Raw genomic sequence first — 21,746 nt, 5'->3', positions numbered from 1 at the left:
CGGTCAATTATCATTAAAATGAATTATGCTTTTTTCGCAGCGGCTGCGGCTTTTACAATGACAGCGAAAGCATCAGCTTTTAGGGATGCGCCACCAACTAATGCGCCGTCAATGTCTGGTTGGGCAAAGAGTTCTGCGGCATTATCTGCGTTCACAGAGCCACCGTACTGGATAATGACCTGTTTTGCGATTGCTGCATCTTTTTGTGCAATATGATCACGGATAAATTTATGCACAGCCTGAGCTTGCGCTGGCGTCGCTGATTTGCCTGTACCAATTGCCCAAACAGGTTCGTAAGCGATGACCGCGCCTTGGAATGCTTCTGCTCCCAATGTGTTCAGAACTGCATCAATTTGCCTTGCGCATACGGTTTCAGTCTGACCCGCTTCATTTTCCTGTTCAGTTTCGCCGATGCACAAAACAGGGATTAGACCTTGTTGTTTAAGAACAGCAAATTTTTTCGCTATGAATTCGTCACTTTCTTGGTGGTAAGTACGGCGTTCAGAGTGGCCGATGATAATGTATTCTGCGCCAATGTCTTTTAACATTGCGGCGGAAGTTTCACCGGTAAATGCGCCAGATAGGTTAACGTCAGCATCCTGTGCGCCCAGGACAATACGGCTGCCAGCCAGCGCTTGTTTAGCCTGAGAAAGATAAAGTGCTGGTGGCGCGATAGCGACGTCACAGCCGGTAATACTGCTTAATTCTTTACGCAGGCCAGTGATAAGTTCGTTTACCATATGGGTACTGCCATTCAATTTCCAGTTACCCATCACCAATGGATGTCGCATGTTTTTTCCTCCAACCAGAGAAGTTTAAGTAGTGAGCTGAATTTAGGATCGATTCGGTAGATCTAATGCTCCACAGTATAGTGATCATTGCAGACAATAGCTTTTTTTTATTACTAATCTTGATTAGTTATCGGGTTCAGATAACCATAGCTTAATCGGTTCAATCGCGAAAGTAAGTGTTTTTTCGCTACTATTTACCACAATATAGCGAATGGCTCCGATGTTCTGGCTGTAAAATAGCGATTTTTTGCCGTTTCTGAGCAAATTATCAATATTCTCTTTGCTTTGTTCCTGTGAAAGCGTCGGGTTAAAATGGCGCATCAGGGCTATCATGTACTGCTCTGCCAGAATTTGGTTTTGCTGAGTTTCAGCGGTATTTTCCGATGGTAGTAATGTCAGTTGCAGACTTTTTATTTTTTCACTTCCTCGCTCAAGTACGGCGGAAGAATAAAGTTTTTCATTAATTTTGCTGGCGGCTCGTGTCAGTGGCAGATAAATGTTTTTACTTATGATTACCCGATATTCGCGTAGTGGCAATGTCGGGTTGCGGCGATTATATTTTTCGCGAAATCGCGGAATAGTTTCATCGAAGGAAGGGGCATTCGGCAGAAGATAGGTCGCTTGTACTGTGGGTTCTGTGGTTGTGGGTTTATCAGCATTGGCTACCAACGGCAAACCGACAATGCTTGCTGCTAATATTATGGCTAGAAATTTATTAACGTCCATTTTCATGTTGCCGCTCGCTTAGGTTAAACTGCGCTGAGAAACAGAATACACGATTGGAAAAGAATAGATGACATTACAACAATGGGTTTTTTCATTCAAAGGACGAATTGGGCGGCGTGAATTCTGGATTGGTATTGGTGTTTGCCTGGCCTTGATGCTTGTTATCTTGACTATTCAGGGAATGACCCCTTTAACCATGCACTATGCTGTTTTTGCGCTTGTCTTGGTAATGTATCCCGCAGCGGCAATGATGGTTAAGCGTCTGCATGACCGAAATAAGCGGGGAGGTTGGTCGCTGCTTTTATTACTGGCAGGGTTGTTGATCGCTGTTGATTGGGGTGGCATGGCGCCGTTCTGGCAATGGGGGATTGGCCGTTTTATCCCCACATTGATCATTGTAATGATGGTGCTTGATTGCGGTGTATTCCGTGGTACGGATGGGCCAAACCGGTTTGGTGAGACGACAGAGAAAGTGGATTTTATTTCTGCCAAAGATGACTGAAATTACCAATATTGCTCACTGGTGATATGCCCCGGTTTGCGGCGTAAGTGTTTCGTCATTCCACGCTGCTCTTTTAGCAGTTGTTGGGTATCTTTCACCATTTGAGGATTACCGCATAACATAATATGGCTGTTGTCGTTTTTCATCGTAAGCCCGACAGCGGCCTCAAGTTCTCCGTTCTCGATCAGTGCCGGGATACGGCCAGTCAATGAGCCGGGGTTTTGTTCACGGCTGACAATAGTTTGAATTCGTAGCTTGCCATTGAAATGCTCAACTAATTGCTGCATTAAGGGCAGATAGCTTAAATCTTGTGTTAGTCTGACTGCATGCACCAATACAATATTCTCAAATCTTTCCAGGTAGTCCCCTTGTTGAAGAATTGAAAGATAGGGGCCAATGGCTGTTCCCGTTGAAAGCATCCATAATGTTTTGCAATCAGGTATTTCATCAAGAATAAAAAAGCCTGCGGCTTGTTCTGTCACTAATAGATTATCACCAGGTTGCAACGCTGCTAATTGCGGACTGAGTTTGCCTTCAGGAACCGTCACTAAATAAAATTCAAGATTATTATCTGTCGGAGCGTTAACGTAAGAGTAGGCCCGTTGCACCCGTTCATCATCTATTTCTATTGCCAGTTTTGCAAACTGACCTGCGGTGAATTCTTCAACCGGTGCATGCATCCTGATGCTGAATAAGGTATTCGTCCAGTGAATAACTTGTGTGACTTTTCCTGTAACCCAGTTTGCCATTGGAACTTATCTCCTATCCTGAAAGAAATCCCCGAACCGTTTGTTTTTACATCGTTATTTTAGTCCATAGAGATAAATACCATTATCGATTCTGTGTTATAGAAAAATTAACCATTATTTTGTTAATACTTAGTTGATATGTACATATTTATTGCCAGGTATGGCGTAATTAACTGTTATTTTTTCTGCAAAGAAGATTGTGCACTATCTCGCAAAATATTTTAAATTTGTTAAGTTAGTCACATTAGTGGAATAAGAGAATACAGGCCATTTCTTAGTAGCCTGGGGTTTCTTATGACTTTATGAATTGTATAAACTTGTTGTGAATGCGATGAGAAAATTAGAAAACTTTGATTTATTGCTGATATTGATTGCACTGGCTGCTGTAGGGCAGATGACACAAACAATCTATGTGCCTGTTATTGCAGATATTGCTAAAGATTTTAATGCGCCAATAGGTTCTGTACAACGAGTGATGGCTGCATATCTGTTTTCTTATGGGCTTTCACAGCTTTTTTACGGCCCTCTTTCAGACCAGATTGGCCGGCGCCCGGTAATCTTGGCCGGTATGATAATTTTCCTGTTTGCTACTATATGTGCTTTATTCTCTCCTAATTTGGATGTATTGGTTGTCGCCAGTGCTTTGCAGGGGTTAGGGACGGGGGTTGCCGGTGTGATGGCCAGAACGATGCCAAGGGATTTATATACTGGCATTGCGCTGCGTTATGCTAATAGTTTGTTGAATATGGGAATTTTAGTTAGCCCGTTACTTGCGCCGATGATTGGCGGTGTGGTAGCGCATTTCTTTGGTTGGCGTTCCTGTTATCTGTTTTTATTACTTTTGTGTATTGGTGTTGTTTATTACGTGTTTTGTAAGTTGCCGGAAACCCGGCCACAGCAAACCGAAAAACGAAAAATGCTCACTTCTTTCCATCAACTGTTATCAAATAGCGCGTTTACTGCTTATTTGGTGATGTTAATCGGCGGCTTATCAGGGATTGCGGTCTTTGAGGCCAGTAGTGGCGTGCTAATGGGCGGTGTGCTTGGGTTGAACAGTATTACCGTCAGTATTTTGTTCATTTTGCCAATTCCTGCGGCTTTCTTTGGCGCATGGTATGCCGGGCGGGAAGGAAGAACTTTTTATAATCTGATGTGGCATTCGGTGGTTTGCTGTTTATTGGCTGGTGCATTGATGTGGTTACCGGGATGGTTCGGCGTTATGAATATTTGGACGCTGTTGGTGCCTGCCGCGCTTTTTTTCTTTGGTGCAGGAATGTTATTTCCATTAGCGACAACAGGAGCAATGGAACCATTTCCTTATCTGGCCGGTGCAGCCGGGGCGCTGGTTGGTGGTTTGCAGAATATTGGCTCTGGCTTGGCAACTTGGTTATCTGCAATGCTGCCGCAAAATGGTCAGTTTAGTGTGGGTATGTTGATGTTCTTTACGTCAGTTTTGATCTTGCTTTGTTGGTTACCATTGGCGCATAGGATGCAGCGTCAGGGGCATGTTGTTTAATTAAGCAGTTAAAGAAAGGGTGGTCATTCATTTCACCCTTTCTTTATATCTAGATATCTAGGGAATCTTAGCCTTTATCTTCCCAATCCTGCGCACGGGCAACCGCCTTTTTCCAGCCATTGTATTTGTAATTACGTTCAGTGGTTTCAATACCTGGACGGAATTCTTTTTCAATGGTGGCTTTACTTTTCACTTCATCCAAGTCTTTCCAGTAGCCAACCGCCAATCCTGCAAGGAATGCAGCACCCAATGCAGTGCTTTCACGCACTACAGGGCGTTCTACTCGGGTGCCAAGGATATCTGATTGGAATTGCATTAGGAAGTTATTGGCAACAGCACCGCCATCTACCCGCAGTGCTTGTAGTCGGGTGCCTGAATCAGCTTGCATGGCATCCAGTACATCGCGGGTCTGATAGGCGATGGATTCCAGCGTCGCGCGAATGATGTGATTACTGTTGGTGCCGCGGGTTAGTCCAAAAATTGACCCTCGGGCGTAGGGGTCCCAGTAGGGGGCGCCAAGGCCGGTAAAAGCAGGGACCACATACACGCCGTTACTATTTTTAACTTTAGTGGCAAAATATTCGGAATCAGTAGCATCGGCAATGAGTTTCAGCTCATCACGTAGCCATTGAATGGAAGCGCCGCCAACGAAAACCGCGCCTTCAAGCGCATAGTTCACTTCACCGCGAGGACCACAGGCAATGGTTGTCAGTAATCCGTGGTTGGAGCGCACGGCGTCTATACCTGTGTTCATCAGCAGGAAACAGCCTGTCCCGTAGGTGTTTTTCGCCATACCCGGTTGGACGCAAAGTTGACCGTATAGAGCAGCTTGCTGATCGCCTGCGATACCTGCGATAGGAATTCGAGTACCGCCTTTACCGCCGATGTTGGTCTGACCATAAATCTCAGAAGATGAATGAACGGTCGGCAGTAGGGAACGCGGGATTTGTAACTCATCAAGAATATGCTGATCCCATTCCAGATTGTGAATGTTGAACAGCATTGTTCGAGAGGCGTTGGTGAAATCGGTAACGTGGACTCGGCCTTGGGTCATTTTCCAGACTAACCAGGTATCCACAGTACCGAACAGTAGCTCACCTTTTTCAGCCCGTTCACGGGCGCCTGGGACATTATCTAAGATCCATTTGACTTTGGTGCCGGAGAAATAAGGGTCCACTACCAGCCCTGTATTCTGGCGAATATATTCTTCCAATCCCTCTTTCTGTTTTAGTTTAGTACACGCGTCTGCGGTACGGCGACATTGCCAAACGATGGCATTGTAGATAGGTTTACCGGTTTCTTTTTCCCAAATGATCGTTGTTTCACGTTGGTTGGTAATCCCAATACCGGCAATTTGATCGGAACTAATATCTGCTTTTGCTAATACTTCTACCAGAGTTGAGCTTTGGGTTGCCCAGATTTCCATTGGATCGTGTTCGACCCAACCCGGTTTAGGGTAAATTTGCTCAAACTCTCTTTGGGAAATCGAGATAATATTGGCGTCGTGATCAAGAATTATCGCTCGGGAACTGGTGGTTCCTTGATCAAGGGCGACAATATATTTTTTCTCAATCATATTTTCTGTTGTCATGATAATAACCTGTTCTGGTAATGCTCTAGGCTTTCTTTTTCTTCTGGTCTTCAGTTTTATGAATATCAGAGGGTAAATAGCGACCAATAAGTTTGCGGTAACCAAATGCTCCTACAATACCGCCGATAATGGGTGCAGTCAGAGTAACCAGACAGTAAGGGATTTCACGCCCACCTGTCAGGGCAATATCTCCCCAACCCGCTAGATAAGCAATCAATTTGGGACCAAAGTCACGGGCCGGGTTCAGAGCGAAACCGGTTAATGGACCAAATGCGCCGCCGATAACGGCAATCACAATACCAATCAGTAATGGGGCCAGAGGACCGCGGGGAATGCCGTTGCCATCGTCAGTCAGCGACAGAATCAAACAGAGCAGAATGGCGGCAATGATAACTTCTATCATAAAAGCTTGAGAAATGGACAGCTGCGCCATTGGATAAGTAGAGAATACACCTGCGGTAAACAGGCTTTCAGGAGTGCCGCGAACGATATTGTGTACCTGTTCGTAATCAAGGAATACACTGTAGTACATCATGTAAATGAGAGCGGCAGCGATGAAGCCGCCAATCATCTGGGCAATAATAAAAGGAATAACTTTTTTGCCATCAAAGCGGGCAAACAGCCATAAGGCAATCGTCACCGCTGGGTTGAGGTGAGCGCCGGAAACACCTGCGGTGAGATAAACAGCCAACGCAACGCTCATCCCCCAAATGATACTGATTTCCCACAAGCCTAATTGTGCGCCGGCAAGACGTGCAGCGGCGACACAGCCTACGCCAAGGAAAACCAATAGTGCGGTACCAAGAAACTCAGAGATACATTGTCCGGTTAATGTCGTGCTAGTGGTTTGGCTCATATGTTCTATCCTACAAAGAAGATTTTAGAGGCATAATTATTATTGTCACCTTTCAGAAATTGAAAGGGAGGTTTTGTAAATTTATCGTTAATGCGCGGAAACGAGAAATAGCGAAATTGAAATGTGTGTGTTGTGTCAACAAAATGAGCGAATCCGCATTTATCCGCTATTTTGCTAAAAATTAAAGTGTGAGACACTTTGGGGTTTTTATTTGGTAGTTATTTTTCATGTGTTGGGGATGTTGCTAGACAGGGGCGCGTTGGCTACATACAATCAGACAATTGCTTATAAGGGGGAACCGAGAATGTCATTTGAAGTTTTTGAAAAGCTGGAAGCCAAGGTTCAGCAGGCGATTGATACTATTACCCTGCTACAAATGGAAATTGAAGAATTAAAAGAAAAAAATCGATCTTTGTCTCAGGAAATTCAGAATGCCGCCAGCAGTCGTGAGTCTCTGGTTCATGAGAATGAGCAATTAAAACAAGAGCAACAAGTATGGCAAGAACGTCTGCGTGCCTTGTTGGGCAAAATGGAAGATGTTCAGTAATTACAATTTCCGGCAGACAAAAAGGGCGATCTAAAAAATCGCCCTTAATTCTATCTGTTGTACTTTACCATCAGATGATCTCATCTTCTTCGTTATCATCAAGTCCTAGCGGCTCTTCAGACAAAATGATACCGGTGTTGTCGGCATACAAATAATCGCCGGAGAAGAAGGTGACGCCACCGAAATTCACCCGGATATCGCTTGCACCGGTCCCTTCATCACGACAGCCAGCAGGAATAGCGGCTATAGCTTGAATACCGAGGTCGAACTCTGCTAGCTGGTCAACCTGACGTACAGCACCGTAAACAACAATGCCCTCCCATCCATTTTGCACAGCGAGTTGTGCCAGCTCAGCGTCAATTAATGCTTGGCGTACAGAACCACCACCATCTACCAGTAAAATGCGTCCATGACCACTGTCTTCAAGTAGGTCGTAAAGTAACCCATTGTCTTCAAAGCATTTAACCGTGATGATTTGACCACCAAATGAAGTACGCCCGCCAAAATTGGAGAACATAGGTTCTACCACATTTACTTCTTCTTGATAGATGTCACAAAGCTCGGAAGTATCATATTTCATAGGATTTACGTCTGGTTAAGGTATGGAACAGTAAGTATATCCCTTTCAGGTCGATGTTAGCAAAATCATCAATTATTAAATTGATGTTGTTAACAGGTATCCATTTAATTAAAAAGTAAGACCAACTGAAAATAGAATATTAGTCAGTAACGTTACTTTAACCATCTGTCCCAACATTGGACGCATTCCTTCAGGTGTGGGGTCATTAAGTACATACCACATATGTTTGAACAACCAAGGCAGAGCGAGCAGGAACAGCCAGCCTGACCAGCCAGACGGGTTTTGTACGGTGAATAATACCAAGCAGAGTATTGCGGTGATTATTAAACAGCCGTGATAGTAACGGGCTTTTTTAGGGCCGAGACGGACAGCTAGGGTATTTTTTCCATGCTGTTTGTCATCTTCAATATCGCGCAAGTTATTGATATTTAAAACAGCAGTAGAGAGAAGGCCACAGGCTGTAGCCGGGAGTATGACAACCGAGTCAAAAAAACCGGCTTGAAGATAATAAGTACCGGCGACACTTAACCAGCCAAAGAAAATCAGTACTGAAATATCGCCAAGCCCCATATAGCCATAAGGTTTTGCGCCGACTGTATAGGTAATTGCGGCAGTAATTGCTAGCAGGCCAAGTACCAGAAAACCGAATATATCGCTGGGTTCTTCACAGGCAACCGCAATCAAGGCGCTACCAGACAGACAAGCTAGCAGCACAATAATCTTCAGTGCTTTTTTCATCTGTGAGGCGGTAATAATGCCTTTTTGCATACCGCGTAGCGGCCCGATACGCTTTTCAGTATCACTGCCTTTAATAACATCACCGTAATCATTGGCGAGATTGGACAGGATTTGTAGTATGGCTGCTGTTAATAGCGCTAGTAAGGCAACCGGTAACTTGAAATGCCCTGTCCAGGCAGCGAGGGCTGAGCCGGTAATAATGGCTGCAAGGGCGAGTGGCAGCGTTTTAGGACGCAAACTTTCCAGCCATGCTTGAGTTTGACTAATAGAAGTTGATGAGTTCATTTCTGCGTTCACTTACTCCTGTAGGTTTATAAAAAACGAATGGGAGGCAAGCCTCCCATCATTAATTATAGTGGATCAGGAATCGGATACACCGATTATAGGATAAAGCGGCTCAGATCTTCATCTGCAACCAGTTCATCTAGATGCTGTTTAACATAGTCGGCATCAATATTAACTGACTGACCTTGGCGTTCGCTGGCTTCGAAGGAGATATCTTCCATTAGCCGTTCAAGTACCGTATGCAGGCGACGAGCGCCGATATTTTCGGTTGATTCATTTACCTGCCATGCTGATTCAGCAATTTTGCTAATGCCATCAGCCGTGAAACTGATGTTCATGCCTTCTGTTGCCATGAGAGCTTTATATTGTTCTGTCAGAGATGCGCTTGGTTCAGTCAGAATACGCTCAAAATCTTCTGTGGTTAATGCTTGTAGTTCCACTCGGATTGGCAAACGCCCTTGTAGTTCAGGGATCAAATCGGAAGGGCTAGCAACCTGGAATGCACCTGAGGCGATAAACAGGATGTGGTCTGTTTTTACCATGCCGTGTTTGGTAGATACCGTACAGCCTTCCACCAATGGCAACAGGTCACGCTGAACACCTTCACGGGAAACATCAGGGCCTGAAGTTTGACCGCGTTTGCAGATTTTGTCGATTTCATCAATGAAGACAATACCGTGTTGTTCAACAGAATCAATGGCCTGTTGTTTCAATTCTTCCGGATTAACCAGTTTAGAGGCTTCTTCTTCGACCAGCAGCTTGAAAGCATCTTTGATTTTTAGCTTACGAGATTTATGTTTCTGACCAGCAAGGTTCTGGAACATAGATTGCAACTGATTTGTCATCTCTTCCATGCCCGGAGGCGCCATGATCTCGACACCTACAGGTGTGGTAGCAACATCAATCTCAATTTCTTTATCATCAAGTTGACCTTCACGTAGTTTTTTACGGAATGCCTGGCGTGCGGCCGATGGTTCAACTTGGGTTTCCGTTTGTCCCCAGTTATTTTTTGCTGGTGGGATCAGGACATCCAGAATACGCTCTTCTGCCAGTTCTTCTGCCCGATAACGGTTTTGTTCAATGGATTGCAGGCGAACCATTTTAACCGCAGCATCGGTCAGATCACGGATGATAGAGTCGACTTCTTTACCAACATAGCCAACTTCGGTGAATTTGGTCGCTTCGACTTTGATAAACGGCGCATTTGCCAGTTTTGCCAGGCGACGGGCGATTTCAGTTTTACCTACCCCAGTCGGACCAATCATCAGGATATTTTTAGGCGTTACTTCGTAGCGCAGCGTTTCATCTAGCTGCATACGACGCCAGCGGTTACGGAGTGCGATAGCTACAGCGCGTTTCGCTTTGTCCTGACCAATAATGTGTTTGTCAAGTTCGCTGACAATTTCGCGTGGAGTCATTTCAGACATACTATCTACCCTTACGCTTTTGAAGGAAGTTCTTCGAAGTTGTGATTATGGTTGGTGTAAATACAGATATCACCGGCAATGGTTAGCGCTTTCTCTGCAATTTGTCTGGCGCTGAGATCGGTATTTTCCAGCATTGCCCGTGCGGCGGATTGAGCGTATGGGCCACCGGAACCAATGGCGATCAGGTCATTTTCTGGCTGAACGACATCGCCGTTACCTGTGATGATCAGAGAGGTATTTTCATCTGCGACTGCTAGCAGCGCTTCCAGTTTGCGTAGCATGCGATCAGTGCGCCAGTCTTTAGCAAGCTCAACCGCTGCTTTGGTCAGATGCCCTTGGTGCATTTCAAGTTTACGTTCAAACAGTTCAAACAGAGTAAAAGCGTCTGCTGTACCGCCGGCAAAACCCGCGATTACTTTGTCATTATAGAGGCGGCGAACTTTACGGACATTGCCTTTCATGACGGTATTACCCATCGTTGCTTGTCCATCACCACCGATTACGACCTGGCCATTACGGCGAACACTTATGATTGTAGTCACGAGTAAGCCCTTGGTTACAAAAATAGATAAATGTGACGCACGGTACTTTCGACAGTGTGTATACCCGTTATCTTTCAAGTTGCCTCTTTGTTGGCTGCACTTGCTCACCCCGGTCACATAGTTCGCTATGCTCCCGGGGACTCGCTCCCTTGCTGTCGCGATGCATCTTGAAATCCATAGAGTATACTGCTATCGAAAATACCGTGTGCACGGTGTTTAGCAGAATAGATGGGGGAGAATTATAATTTTTCAACCCCCAGTAATACGGAGAATGCAACCTGACACGCCAACGCCTTTCAGACGTTCCTGCATTTTTTCTGCGGTGTTTTTACTATAGGGACCAAGAACAACACGATGCCAGCCGTCTCCCGTTGTGATCTGGCTTTCAATGCCTGCAAATGCCAGGTTGGCACGTACTGATTCAGCTTGGTCCATGTTGCGGAATGAACCACATTGCAAAATCATACGCTGTGCCTTTTCTACGGGCTTAGGTTTACTGATTTCAGCTGGCGGCGGTGTTTGTGGTTGAACTGGCTGAGTCTGTATTGGTTGTTGTGGTAACGTTTGTTGAGGCTGTGGTTGCGGTCTTGTTGCCAGCGATTGTTGTGTTTCCGCTGATGGCTTGATGATCACTTGTGAACGTGGTACCTGAACGCCATTGTATGGCACTTCTGGCAGAGAGGTTGCCGGTTGACGCATATCTGCCTGCATTTGTTCAAGTAACTGTCGTTGCTCTGCGGTCAACTGAGTTTGTGAATTGATTTGCCCCCCCGATGAGGGATCACGTGGTGTTTCAATACCAACAGGGCGATTTTCCAATTCTTTGATATAGCGCCAGCGCTCTTCTGGTTTTGGCGGTAATCCATTATTTTGCTGAACATGTTTTGGTAGGGTGTCTGGTGCGCTTTCCTGTTTATTATGGGTAATAAAGTAAAGGCCGCCAATAAAGATAATGACTAATGCTACCGCGACGGCCAGCGTTGCTTTTGGCAGACCTTGGGTTTGGTATTTTTTCTTATCGGTATTTTTACGGCGGGTGTTTGAACGCCCGCGACTCACATAATCTCGTTGTGCCACTGTCTAATTCGCTGAGTAATAAATAAAAGAAAATAAACGATATGTTACTTAACCTGCGGTTATTTGCCTAGCTTTTAGGCGAACAGGTGCTTTGCCGAATGATTAATTCCGATTCCAGTAACTGAGAACCGCCAGATGTTGTGTGACCTTGGATTTGATTTAACAACAGCATCATTGCCTTGTGCCCAATTTGATAGCGGGGTTGGCCAACGGTTGTCAATGGTGGATCGCTGTACATGGCGAGACTTAAGTTATCAAACCCAATGATTGATAAATCTTCCGGTATTTTTAATCCCATTCTTTTAGCCTGCCACATCACGCCAATCGCCATAACATCGCTGTGGCAGAAGATGGCGGTAGGAGGATCTAACAGAGAGAGTAGCTGTTCGGTCAACTTAGCGCCGCTTTCATGGGTAAAGTTACCTTGGACAATATAATCTTCACGAATTGTCCCGCCAGAGCGACGCAATGCTTGGATATATCCTTGAAGGCGATAGCGGCAAATCGGTATGTTTTCTGGACCGGAGAGGCAGGCAATACGTTTATGCCCCAATGTTTGCAGATAATGAGTCGCATTAAATGCGGCGGTCAGGTTATCAATATGGATCGTCGGCAGTTCCAACTCTGGTGCAAATTCATTTGCCATTACCATAGGCGGTAGGTTTTTTTGTTCTTCTTTGCTGGCATCAAACGGGATATTGGAACCCAGTAACAACAGGCCATCAATTTGTTTGGTGACAATCAGGTTGAGAAACGCGTGTTCCTGTTTTCGCTGATGTTGGCAATCACCGATTAAAACCAGATAGCCATGTTGTGCCGCTGCCTCTTCAATGCCGCAAATTACATCAGTGAAAAAGGGATCGCTGATGTTCGGTACTATCACCAAAATAGTTTTTGACTCACCGCGTTTAAGATTACGGGATAAGTTACTGGGATAATAACCCACTGCCAGTACAGCTTGTTCCACTTTTTGTCGGGTTTGGGAAGAAACTTTTTCTGGATTCATGAGTGTTCTTGATACTGTTGCCGTAGAAACGCCAGCCACTTCAGCGACATCTTTCATCGTTGCGGAGGTGCCATTCTTTTTCTGCTCCAAAACTCACTCCTCATTTCCTGACGGGGTAGTTAAATGATTGTCATTTTCTGGTTGCCGGGAAACCGTCAGTGACTTTAAGAAAAGCAACAACATGCGGTTTAAGGTTATGACAATGTTATTAAGGGATCATTCTAAACAGTTTGGCAAATTCGTTTATTCCTTAGTTTGTAAAAAAGTGTGATATAAATCATTTATTCGATATGGCTCGCAAATTAGTGAATACTTTTTCATTGATTACTGATCTTCAGGTGTGATTTTTTAAATAGTAAATAAGAGTATGTTTAATCTGCTCAGGTTATCTGTTTTAAAATAGAGGTAATTAATCGCTAACTGTCTGTTGGATCAACATCGATATTCCATTTCACTTTTCGGATTTGTGGCAAAGTTGTTATTTGTGGATAAACCATCGCCATGATTTTTTGTAAAAAAGTTCTGGATGGATGTTGAATTAATAGTTGCCAACGATAACGACCACCTCTTTTTGACTGTAATGCGGGAACCGGGCCCATGATCCATAAGTTATTATCCCGTAAAGGATGATGTTCTAAAAGCAGGCGCAATTGCTGTAAAAAAGCAGGTGCTTGCTGATTATCGTGATCTTCTGACCGCAAGATAATATGGCTGGTAAATGGCGGCAAAAACACACTTTTGCGTTCGTCCATAGCTTGAATAGCGAAAGCATCGTAGCCTTTATTGAGCAAAATTTGTAGTAATGGATGGTCAGGATGATGAGTTTGAAGAACCACTTCTCCCTGTTTACCCGCTCGACCAGCCCGACCAGAGACTTGTGTATAAAGTTGTGCGAAACGTTCCGCTGCCCGAAAGTCTGCTGAAAACAGGGCGCCATCAACGTCGAGTAAAGCGACCAATGTGACATCAGGAAAATGGTGACCTTTTGCCAGCATTTGGGTGCCAATCAGTATACGGGCATTTCCGGTGTGAATGTCAGCGAGTTGTTGTTCCAGTGTTCCTTTGCGGCTGGTGGTATCTCTATCAATGCGGGTAATGGGTACATCAGGGAATAGGGCTGAAATACCGTCTTCAAGCTGTTCTGTGCCAAGGCCAACAGGTTGGAGATGTGTCGAGCCGCATTGCGGGCACTGGCGGGGAACGGGGCGCTGGCTGTCACAATAATGGCAACGTAACTGACGATGGTGTTGATGCAGTGTGTAATAATGGTCACAGCGTTGGCATTCTGCAATCCAGCCACATTCATGGCAAAGTAGGGCAGGTGAATAACCGCGACGGTTGAGAAAAAGTATGACCTGATTATTGGCTTGTAGATGTTCTTCAATACGCTTTATCAGTGGTTGAGATAACCCGACTTTGAGTGGTAAACCTTTTAAGTCCAACAGATGTTGAGTCGCTGGTTGAGCATGGCCTGCTCGTTTGGATAAGGTTAGCGTGCGGTATTTGCCTTGTTGCACATTGTAAAGTGTTTCCAGTGCTGGAGTCGCAGAACCCATGATCACCGGGATATTCTCTTTTTTTGCTCTGAATACCGCCAAATCACGGGCATGATAACGCCAGCCCTCCTGTTGCTTATAAGAACTGTCATGTTCTTCATCAATAATGATGATGCCAAGGCAGGAAAAAGGGGTAAATAGGGCTGAGCGTGTACCGATGACAATTGCGTTCTCACCCTGTTGCGCCCGTAGCCATACAGCAAGGCGTTCACTGTCATTCAGGGCTGAATGAAGAACATCAACCGGTGCGTTGAAACGCTCACGGAAGCGACGGATGGTTTGTGGTGTCAGGCCAATTTCTGGTACAAGTATCAGCGCTTGTTTACCTTGCGCCAAAATATTCTCCAGCACACTGAGATAAACTTCTGTTTTACCTGATCCGGTGATGCCCGCCAGTAACCAGGGAGAAAATTGCTGGTCTTCTGCACGGATAGCACCAACGGCTGTGGCTTGTTCAGTATTCAATTTCAGGCGTTCGCCGGTGATTTGGAAATGATTTCGCCAATTCTCAGATTCAGGTTGTACAGGGTATAAATCGATAAGTGATTTCTTCTTGAGTGACTGGAAGGCGCTTTCGCTCAGTTCCAGTTCTGTAATCTGATGGCGATATATTGCTTTACGGCGTAGGGTTGCGAGTACCTGCTGCTGTTTTGGTGAGCGTTTCAGTTGATCCAGTGGTAATTCAGCGCCTGTTGGCGTGACTTGCCATTGCCACAGTGGGGTTGATTCCGCAGGTTTTCCCTGACGAAGTAGTACCGGCAATGCATGGAACAGGACTTCACCGATGGGATAATGGTAATAGCTGGATGCCCAAAGCAATAATTGCCAAAGATTTTCTGAAAATAAGGAGTGAGTATCGAGAATAGATTCTATGGTTTTCAGTTGTTCCGCTGGAATATCACTGTTGTCAACTATCCCGGTAACGATACCAATAGCTTTACGTTTGCCAAAAGGGACGCTTACCCGCATCCCTGCAACGGGTAATTGACTCTCTGTGGGCAACAGATAATCAAAAGAGCGGGTAAGAGGGACAGGCAGAGCAACCTGAACAACAATCATAAAATTATTCCGAACGATCAATAAATAAAGCAAAAATTGGCTATAGGGTATCATAGACAATCAACGGATTTCATTGCGAGATAGGCAGATCTTCTGTATGATCCGCCGCCTTTGGTATGGAATATACCAAACTCATTTTATCAACACGACGTGTGGTGTCTGGCGGCAACAGGGCTGGATAGCGACACGGCCTTAACAGAGGTTATCCCATGAAAAAAGGTATTCATCCTAAATATGAAGAAGTTACTGCAACTTGTTCTTGCGGTAATGTAATACAAATCAGATCTACCGTTGGTCACGCTCTGAACCTAGACGTATGCGGCCAATGCCACCCATTCTATACGGGTAAACAACGTGATGTTGCTACTGGTGGTCGTGTTGATCGCTTCAAGAAACGTTTCAACGTTCCAGGTGTCAGCAAGTAATTGCCGAATTGCGCCTATCCGTAATGACAGGCCAACTGGTATTAACGCCCGGTGTTTTGCATCGGGCGTTTTGCATTTTAGCCATAATAAAAAATCCCTGAATTTTTACAGGAGTTTTTTGCGCTACTATCAATATTCCCAGGTATCAGGATCAATCCCTAATTCCCGCATGATCTTTTTGGCCTCCTCTGGGATTTCATCATTACGCTCTTTGCGTAAATCATCATCATCAGGCAGCGGTTGCCCAGTAAATGCATGCAGGAATGCTTCACACAGCAATTCACTGTTAGTCGCGTGACGCAGGTTATTTACCTGGCGACGGGTGCGTTCGTCGGTGAGGATCCTCAACACTTTCAAAGGAATTGAGACTGTGATTTTCTTCACTTGTTCGCTTTTTTTGCCATGTTCAGCATAAGGGCTGACATATTCACCGTTCCACTCAGCCATGGGGTACCTTAAATAGTCGTAAAATCATAAAATTAAGCCGGATAACAGCACCAGCTTTCGTTGTGACATATTGCCATTTTATCGTAATTTCCTTATCAATTATACAGTTATAGTATATGCGATAAACTAATGACGATTAATAAATAAAGTAACATTAGTTATGATGAATAATTATCCCATTGCTTAATCTAACCGTAAAGAGGTTTAGATGTCTAGATGTGTTGACGTCTATTGTGGTAGCAGATATTCTTCCCTGAATTAATTTATGGCAGACAGTGGTAGCTGATATGACACGCAAACCGGCAACAATAGCAGTTCGCAATGGGTTGAATAATGATGAACAGTACGGCTGTGTTGTTCCGCCTATTTATCTTTCCAGCACATATAATTTTACAGATTTTAATCAGCCAAGGACACATGATTATTCCCGCAGGAGTAATCCAGGCCGTGACATGGTACAACGGGCGTTAGCTGAGTTGGAGGGAGGCGCGGGTGCTATTATGACCAGCAGCGGAATGTCAGCTATTCACCTGTTATGCACGGTTTTCCTTAAGCCCGGCGATCTGTTGGTCGCGCCTCATGACTGTTATGGCGGCAGCTACCGTTTATTTGACAGCCTGAGTCAACGCGGGGCTTATGAAGTGGCTTTTGTTGATCAGAGTGATGAACAGGCATTAAAGCAAGTCTTGTCCAAAAAACCAAAGTTGGTATTGATTGAAACGCCCAGTAATCCTTTATTACGTATTGTCGATATTGCCCATATATGCCAGCTTTCCCATGAAGCTGGGGCGATAGTCGTTGTTGATAATACTTTCCTGAGCCCTGTATTACAGAAACCTTTGGCGTTGGGGGCAGATCTGGTTGTGCATTCCTGTACTAAATATCTTAACGGACACTCTGATGTGATTGCCGGCGCCATTATTGCAAAGGATGAAGAGGTCGCCACGGAGCTCGCTTGGTGGGCGAATAATATTGGTGTAACTGGCGCCGCGTTTGATAGCTACCTGCTATTGCGTGGCATGCGTACTTTATCGCCACGGGTCTTGTTACAGCAAAAGAACGCATTGGAGATTGTCAATTATCTTCAACAGCAACCGTTAGTGAAAAAACTTTTTTATCCTGCTTTAAAAGATCATCCCGGACATGAAATTGCTTGTAAGCAACAATTTGGTTTTGGCGCAATGGTAAGCTTTGAGTTAGATGGTGGTGAACAGGCGATACGTCGTTTTCTATCTGAGTTAACGTTATTTACTTTGGCGGAATCACTGGGTGGGGTAGAAACCTTAATTTCCCATACGGCTACCATGACTCATGCTGGAATGTCAGCGCAGGCAAGGGCGGAAGCGGGGATTACGGATGCACTATTGCGTGTTTCTGTGGGTATTGAAGATAGTCAGGATTTAATCGCTGATTTGGAAAATGCATTTCAGGCAGTAGTAAAGGAGTGACCATGAGTGCACTGGCAATTGCAGCGGCGGAAAATGGCCGCCAATTACATAAGTTTGGTGGAAGTAGTCTCGCGGATGTGAAATGTTATCAACGGGTAGCCAAGATTATGGCTAATTACAGTCAACCTGGTGATTTAATGGTGGTATCTGCGGCGGGCAGCACGACTAACCAGTTAATTAATTGGCTTAAACTTAGCCAGAACGATCGTATCTCTGCTCATCAGGTACAGCAGGTTCTGCGCCGTTATCAGCAGGATCTGATAAGAGGTTTGCTGCCTGAAACTGTTGCTGAAGAGTTGGTGACGCGTTTTATTGCCGATCTTGAAAAGTTAAGTACATTATTGGATAAACCGGTGAGTGATGTGACTTATGCGGAAGTGGTCGGACACGGAGAGATTTGGTCCGCACGTTTGATGTCAGCCGTGCTTGAAGCTCAGGGCATTCCTAGCGCTTGGGTGGATGCTCGCCAGTTTTTACGTGCCGAACGGTCGGCTCAACCGCAAATTGATGTTGCACTTTCTCAACCGCTGCTAAATCAATTAATAACGAAAAACCCAAATAAGCGATTGGTCGTGACCGGTTTTATCTCCAGTAATCATGATGGAGAAACGGTTTTGTTGGGGCGAAACGGCAGCGACTACTCCGCAACTCAGGTCGGGGCTTTGGCAGGGGCGAAACGGGTAACCATCTGGAGTGATGTTGCGGGTGTTTACAGTGCTGATCCGAGAAAAGTCAAAGATGCCTGTTTGTTGCCATTATTACGTCTGGATGAAGCCAGCGAGCTTGCTCGTCTTGCCGCACCGGTGCTGCATGCCCGTACCTTACAGCCTGTTTCCATCAGTGATATTGATTTGCTGTTACGTTGCAGTTACCAGCCGGAGCAAGGCTCAACACGTATTGAAAGGGTTTTGGCCTCTGGAACTGGCGCCAAAATTGTGACCAGCCATGATGATGTTTGCCTGATTGAGTTGCATGTGGCTGCTCATCATGATTTTAAACAGATATACAAAGATATTGATCTGTTGTTAAAACGGGAACAAATTCGTCCATTGGCAACAGGTATCCATCCAGACTGTAATTTGATCCAGCTCTGTTACACTTCCGAAGTGGTGAATAGTGCACTGGGTGTGCTGGAAGATGCTGCGCTTCCGGGCAGACTCTCACTAAGAGAAGGTTTGGCGCTGGTGGCGCTGGTTGGGGCGGGTGTATGCAAGAATCCACTACATTGCCATCGTTTTTATCAGCAACTAAAAGATCAGCCGGTAGAATTTATCTGGCATGCGGAGGATGGCATCAGCCTTGTCGCTGTGCTGCGGACTAATCAGACTGAACATGTGATTCAGGGATTGCACCAGAGTTTGTTCCGTGCTGAAAAGCGGATTGGCCTGATTTTGTTCGGTAAAGGCAATATCGGCTCCCGCTGGTTGGAGTTATTCGCTCGTGAACAGAAAAATATTTCGGCTCGCAGTGATTTTGAATTTATTCTGGCGGGAGTGGTGGATAGTCGCCGGAGTTTGCTCGACTATCAGGGGATTGATGCTAGCCGGGCATTAGCTTTCTTTGATAATGAAGCGACAGAGTATGATGTTGATGCGTTATTTCTGTGGATGCGAGCACACCCTTATGACGATTTGGTGATTCTGGATGTGACGGCCAGTGAAGAACTTGCTCGATGTTACAACGACTTCGCCAGCTACGGTTTCCATGTCATCAGCGCTAATAAAATTGCCGGCGCTTCCAGTAGCAGTGATTATCGCCTCATTCGTGATGCATTTGCTAAAACAGGTCGTCATTGGTTTTATAATGCAACAGTCGGCGCAGGCTTACCGATCAATCATACCGTGAGGGATTTACGGGAGAGTGGCGATACTATTTTGTCCATCAGTGGCATTTTCTCCGGCACGTTATCTTGGTTGTTTCTGCAATTTGATGGCTCAGTACCCTTTAGTGAGTTAGTCGAGCAGGCGTGGCAACAAGGATTGACAGAGCCTGATCCGCGTATTGATCTGTCTGGTCAGGATGTGATGCGTAAATTGATTATCCTTGCTCGTGAAGCAGGGTATGAGATTGAGCCAGAACAAGTGCGGGTTGAGTCATTGGTCCCGAAAGAAGCAGCATCTGGTTCTATTGAGCAATTCTTTGATAACAGCGGTGTTATCAATGAGCAAATGGCGCAGCGATTAGCCGCAGCGCAGGAAATGGGCATGGTGCTGCGTTATGTTGCTCGTTTTAATGCAAATGGTAAGGCAAAAGTGGGTGTTGAGGCGGTATGCCCTGATCACCCATTGGCTTCCTTGCTACCGTGCGACAATGTGTTTGCGATTGAGAGTCGTTGGTATCGTGACAATCCGTTAGTGATTCGTGGGCCGGGGGCGGGTCGTGATGTGACGGCAGGCGCAATTCAGTCGGATCTTAACCGTTTGTCACAACTGCTTTAAGTTTCTAACCTTTACTTATTGATCAAATATGATTTCCTTCGCTTGATATTTGAGGTAACCAGAGGATAGGTGTCCTGCATAGGGCATCTTTCCTCATTGCTGCCTTAGGCATCGATCCGCTAAGCCGATATAAACAAAACCAAAGATCCCTTGATGAAATTTTTTCCGATTCAGGGTGAATATTCCTCACCGATTTAACTCAATTTTGTTGTTGACTAAAAAATACCGATCCTTCATCTTATTTAGACGTCTAAACGTATAGGTGTTTAGAAGTGTAAATAAGAATAACTGGCAAATTATTGATATGGGAAATTATTCCGCTTGTTAACGAGGTGCAGGGTATGAGTTTTTTTCACGCAAATCAGCGAGAGGCGCTGAATCAGAATCTGGCTGAACTGGAAGGACAGATCCGTGTTTCATTTGAATTCTTTCCACCGCGTACAGCCGAGATGGAAAAAACCCTGTGGAAATCCATTAATCGCCTGAGCACCCTTAAGCCTAAATTTGTTTCCGTTACTTATGGCGCTAATTCTGGCGAGCGTGACCGTACTCACAGCATAATCAAGGGAATAAAAGAGAAAACTGGCCTTGATGCGGCTCCGCACCTTACCTGTATTGATGCCAGTCGTGATGAATTGTGCGAAATCGCCCGTGATTATTGGAAAAATGGTATTCGCCATATTGTGGCTTTACGGGGTGATTTACCGGAAAACAGTGAAAAACCTAAAATGTATGGGTCTGATCTGGTCGAATTACTTAAGAAAGAAGCTGATTTTGATATTTCCGTTGCTGCTTACCCTGAAGTTCATCCTGAAGCAAAAAGTTCTCAGGCTGATCTGATTAGCCTGAAAAGAAAAATTGATGCGGGTGCGAACCGTGCTATTACCCAATTCTTCTTTGATGTGGAAAGTTACCTGCGTTTTCGTGACCGCTGTGTGGCTGCCGGGATTGATGTAGAAATCGTACCGGGAATTCTGCCGGTATCCAATTTCCGTCAGCTTAAACGTTTTGCTGTAATGACCAATGTGCGTATTCCTAGCTGGATGACTAGAATGTTTGATGGTCTGGATGATGATCCTGAAAGCGCTAATTTGGTTGGGGCGTCTATTGCAATGGATATGGTGAAGATTTTAAGCCGCGAAGGTGTGAAGGATTTTCATTTTTATACCTTAAACCGCGCGGAACTGAGTTATGCAATTTGTCATACTTTGGGTGTTCGTCCTTAATCTTTGGCTCTTACTAAGGAAACTTCTTAGTAAGAGCATGTTTTTATAAAGTGTAAACTTTTATTATCTGGTTGGATAATTAAGGTTAATCTATTTCCGGTATCTAATTTTATAGAATTGAAAGAATGGAGGAATTAGAATGGTAATAAATAATACTTTGTTATTAATTAAATTATTAAAGATAAGCTATAGTAAATAACGACTCTGGTTATAA

Annotated in this window: 20 protein-coding genes; 7 read left to right on the top strand and 13 right to left on the bottom strand. The window is 44.9% G+C overall.

The features are described from left to right. Positions 1 to 23 precede the first annotated feature (23 nt). Positions 24 to 791, bottom strand: coding sequence for a triose-phosphate isomerase (gene tpiA, locus V2H77_RS21455; protein WP_341500404.1), 768 nt, complete (start codon positions 789 to 791; stop codon positions 24 to 26). 123 nt (positions 792 to 914) lie between these two features. Continuing rightward, on the bottom strand, positions 915 to 1,517 hold the full coding sequence (locus tag V2H77_RS21450) for a YiiQ family protein (RefSeq protein WP_445935632.1): 603 nt from the start codon (positions 1,515 to 1,517) through the stop codon (positions 915 to 917). A gap of 67 nt (positions 1,518 to 1,584) precedes the next feature. Here V2H77_RS21450 and V2H77_RS21445 point away from each other — a divergent pair, with 67 nt between their 5' ends. Continuing rightward, positions 1,585 to 2,019, top strand: coding sequence for a DUF805 domain-containing protein (locus tag V2H77_RS21445; RefSeq protein WP_341500402.1), 435 nt, complete (start codon positions 1,585 to 1,587; stop codon positions 2,017 to 2,019). A 2-nt stretch (positions 2,020 to 2,021) separates the two neighbouring features. On the opposite strand, the gene fpr is transcribed toward V2H77_RS21445, so the two are convergent. Next, entirely contained in the window at positions 2,022 to 2,768 is a 747-nt protein-coding gene (gene fpr / locus V2H77_RS21440) for a ferredoxin--NADP(+) reductase (protein WP_049584898.1), read from the bottom strand. Between the two features lie 331 nt (positions 2,769 to 3,099). Here fpr and emrD point away from each other — a divergent pair, with 331 nt between their 5' ends. Then, entirely contained in the window at positions 3,100 to 4,284 is a 1,185-nt protein-coding gene (emrD, locus tag V2H77_RS21435) for a multidrug efflux MFS transporter EmrD (RefSeq protein ID WP_341500401.1), read from the top strand. Between the two features lie 67 nt (positions 4,285 to 4,351). Here emrD and glpK read toward each other — a convergent pair whose 3' ends face one another. After that, positions 4,352 to 5,875: a glycerol kinase GlpK gene (gene glpK, locus V2H77_RS21430; RefSeq protein ID WP_049584896.1), complete on the bottom strand. Its 1,524-nt coding sequence runs from the start codon at positions 5,873 to 5,875 to the stop codon at positions 4,352 to 4,354. Between the two features lie 25 nt (positions 5,876 to 5,900). Next, positions 5,901 to 6,731, bottom strand: coding sequence for an MIP/aquaporin family protein (locus V2H77_RS21425; protein WP_341500400.1), 831 nt, complete (start codon positions 6,729 to 6,731; stop codon positions 5,901 to 5,903). Positions 6,732 to 7,035: 304 nt separating this feature from the next. On the opposite strand from V2H77_RS21425, the gene zapB reads away from it, so the two are divergent. Further along, positions 7,036 to 7,278 (top strand): cell division protein ZapB, encoded by a 243-nt coding sequence (gene zapB, locus V2H77_RS21420; protein ID WP_214089456.1) that lies wholly within the window; start codon positions 7,036 to 7,038, stop codon positions 7,276 to 7,278. Between the two features lie 70 nt (positions 7,279 to 7,348). Here zapB and rraA read toward each other — a convergent pair whose 3' ends face one another. From rraA to priA, 7 genes are all read right to left on the bottom strand, one after another. Then, entirely contained in the window at positions 7,349 to 7,858 is a 510-nt protein-coding gene (gene rraA, locus V2H77_RS21415) for a ribonuclease E activity regulator RraA (RefSeq protein WP_341500399.1), read from the bottom strand. A 108-nt stretch (positions 7,859 to 7,966) separates the two neighbouring features. After that, entirely contained in the window at positions 7,967 to 8,881 is a 915-nt protein-coding gene (locus V2H77_RS21410) for a 1,4-dihydroxy-2-naphthoate polyprenyltransferase (protein WP_341500499.1), read from the bottom strand. 95 nt (positions 8,882 to 8,976) lie between these two features. Then, a complete protein-coding gene (gene hslU, locus V2H77_RS21405) occupies positions 8,977 to 10,308 on the bottom strand; it encodes an HslU--HslV peptidase ATPase subunit (protein ID WP_088372618.1) in 1,332 nt (443 codons plus the stop codon). A gap of 11 nt (positions 10,309 to 10,319) precedes the next feature. Further along, positions 10,320 to 10,850: an ATP-dependent protease subunit HslV gene (gene hslV, locus V2H77_RS21400; protein WP_049584891.1), complete on the bottom strand. Its 531-nt coding sequence runs from the start codon at positions 10,848 to 10,850 to the stop codon at positions 10,320 to 10,322. A gap of 249 nt (positions 10,851 to 11,099) precedes the next feature. Next, positions 11,100 to 11,927, bottom strand: a complete 828-nt coding sequence (gene ftsN / locus V2H77_RS21395) for a cell division protein FtsN (protein WP_341500398.1) — start codon at positions 11,925 to 11,927, stop codon at positions 11,100 to 11,102. Between the two features lie 67 nt (positions 11,928 to 11,994). After that, positions 11,995 to 13,023 (bottom strand): DNA-binding transcriptional regulator CytR, encoded by a 1,029-nt coding sequence (gene cytR, locus V2H77_RS21390; RefSeq protein ID WP_265380049.1) that lies wholly within the window; start codon positions 13,021 to 13,023, stop codon positions 11,995 to 11,997. Positions 13,024 to 13,349: 326 nt separating this feature from the next. Next, positions 13,350 to 15,548 (bottom strand): primosomal protein N', encoded by a 2,199-nt coding sequence (gene priA / locus V2H77_RS21385; RefSeq protein ID WP_341500397.1) that lies wholly within the window; start codon positions 15,546 to 15,548, stop codon positions 13,350 to 13,352. 209 nt (positions 15,549 to 15,757) lie between these two features. Between priA and rpmE the strand changes: the two genes are divergently transcribed. Then, positions 15,758 to 15,973, top strand: coding sequence for a 50S ribosomal protein L31 (gene rpmE, locus V2H77_RS21380; protein ID WP_214052729.1), 216 nt, complete (start codon positions 15,758 to 15,760; stop codon positions 15,971 to 15,973). A 129-nt stretch (positions 15,974 to 16,102) separates the two neighbouring features. On the opposite strand, the gene metJ is transcribed toward rpmE, so the two are convergent. After that, positions 16,103 to 16,420 carry a met regulon transcriptional regulator MetJ gene (metJ, locus tag V2H77_RS21375; protein ID WP_341500396.1) on the bottom strand — a complete coding sequence of 106 codons (318 nt, stop codon included), beginning with the start codon at positions 16,418 to 16,420 and terminating at the stop codon, positions 16,103 to 16,105. 287 nt (positions 16,421 to 16,707) lie between these two features. Here metJ and metB point away from each other — a divergent pair, with 287 nt between their 5' ends. From metB to metF, 3 genes are all read left to right on the top strand, one after another. Next, positions 16,708 to 17,868 carry a cystathionine gamma-synthase gene (gene metB, locus V2H77_RS21370; RefSeq protein WP_341500395.1) on the top strand — a complete coding sequence of 387 codons (1,161 nt, stop codon included), beginning with the start codon at positions 16,708 to 16,710 and terminating at the stop codon, positions 17,866 to 17,868. Positions 17,869 to 17,870: 2 nt separating this feature from the next. Beyond that, positions 17,871 to 20,306: a bifunctional aspartate kinase/homoserine dehydrogenase II gene (locus V2H77_RS21365; RefSeq protein WP_341500394.1), complete on the top strand. Its 2,436-nt coding sequence runs from the start codon at positions 17,871 to 17,873 to the stop codon at positions 20,304 to 20,306. A gap of 341 nt (positions 20,307 to 20,647) precedes the next feature. Next, positions 20,648 to 21,532, top strand: coding sequence for a methylenetetrahydrofolate reductase (gene metF, locus V2H77_RS21360; protein WP_049584885.1), 885 nt, complete (start codon positions 20,648 to 20,650; stop codon positions 21,530 to 21,532). Positions 21,533 to 21,746: the final 214 nt, after the last annotated feature.

The sequence above is a fragment of the Photorhabdus sp. P32 genome, assembly GCF_038085095.1.
In the GTDB taxonomy this organism is placed as follows: domain Bacteria; phylum Pseudomonadota; class Gammaproteobacteria; order Enterobacterales; family Enterobacteriaceae; genus Photorhabdus; species Photorhabdus luminescens.
This window is presented reverse-complemented; position numbering and strand designations above follow the sequence as displayed.

What these genes read in the sequence shown, in the direction of transcription:
- tpiA (WP_341500404.1), bottom strand. Translation starts at nt 791, where the DNA reads ATGCGACATCCATTGGTGATGGGTAACTGGAAATTGAATGGCAGTACC.
- V2H77_RS21450 (WP_445935632.1), bottom strand. Translation starts at nt 1,517, where the DNA reads ATGGACGTTAATAAATTTCTAGCCATAATATTAGCAGCAAGCATTGTC.
- V2H77_RS21445 (WP_341500402.1), top strand. Translation starts at nt 1,585, where the DNA reads ATGACATTACAACAATGGGTTTTTTCATTCAAAGGACGAATTGGGCGG.
- fpr (WP_049584898.1), bottom strand. Translation starts at nt 2,768, where the DNA reads ATGGCAAACTGGGTTACAGGAAAAGTCACACAAGTTATTCACTGGACG.
- emrD (WP_341500401.1), top strand. Translation starts at nt 3,100, where the DNA reads ATGAGAAAATTAGAAAACTTTGATTTATTGCTGATATTGATTGCACTG.
- glpK (WP_049584896.1), bottom strand. Translation starts at nt 5,875, where the DNA reads ATGACAACAGAAAATATGATTGAGAAAAAATATATTGTCGCCCTTGAT.
- V2H77_RS21425 (WP_341500400.1), bottom strand. Translation starts at nt 6,731, where the DNA reads ATGAGCCAAACCACTAGCACGACATTAACCGGACAATGTATCTCTGAG.
- zapB (WP_214089456.1), top strand. Translation starts at nt 7,036, where the DNA reads ATGTCATTTGAAGTTTTTGAAAAGCTGGAAGCCAAGGTTCAGCAGGCG.
- rraA (WP_341500399.1), bottom strand. Translation starts at nt 7,858, where the DNA reads ATGAAATATGATACTTCCGAGCTTTGTGACATCTATCAAGAAGAAGTA.
- V2H77_RS21410 (WP_341500499.1), bottom strand. Translation starts at nt 8,881, where the DNA reads ATGAACTCATCAACTTCTATTAGTCAAACTCAAGCATGGCTGGAAAGT.
- hslU (WP_088372618.1), bottom strand. Translation starts at nt 10,308, where the DNA reads ATGTCTGAAATGACTCCACGCGAAATTGTCAGCGAACTTGACAAACAC.
- priA (WP_341500397.1), bottom strand. Translation starts at nt 15,548, where the DNA reads ATGATTGTTGTTCAGGTTGCTCTGCCTGTCCCTCTTACCCGCTCTTTT.
- rpmE (WP_214052729.1), top strand. Translation starts at nt 15,758, where the DNA reads ATGAAAAAAGGTATTCATCCTAAATATGAAGAAGTTACTGCAACTTGT.
- metJ (WP_341500396.1), bottom strand. Translation starts at nt 16,420, where the DNA reads ATGGCTGAGTGGAACGGTGAATATGTCAGCCCTTATGCTGAACATGGC.
- metB (WP_341500395.1), top strand. Translation starts at nt 16,708, where the DNA reads ATGACACGCAAACCGGCAACAATAGCAGTTCGCAATGGGTTGAATAAT.
- V2H77_RS21365 (WP_341500394.1), top strand. Translation starts at nt 17,871, where the DNA reads ATGAGTGCACTGGCAATTGCAGCGGCGGAAAATGGCCGCCAATTACAT.
- metF (WP_049584885.1), top strand. Translation starts at nt 20,648, where the DNA reads ATGAGTTTTTTTCACGCAAATCAGCGAGAGGCGCTGAATCAGAATCTG.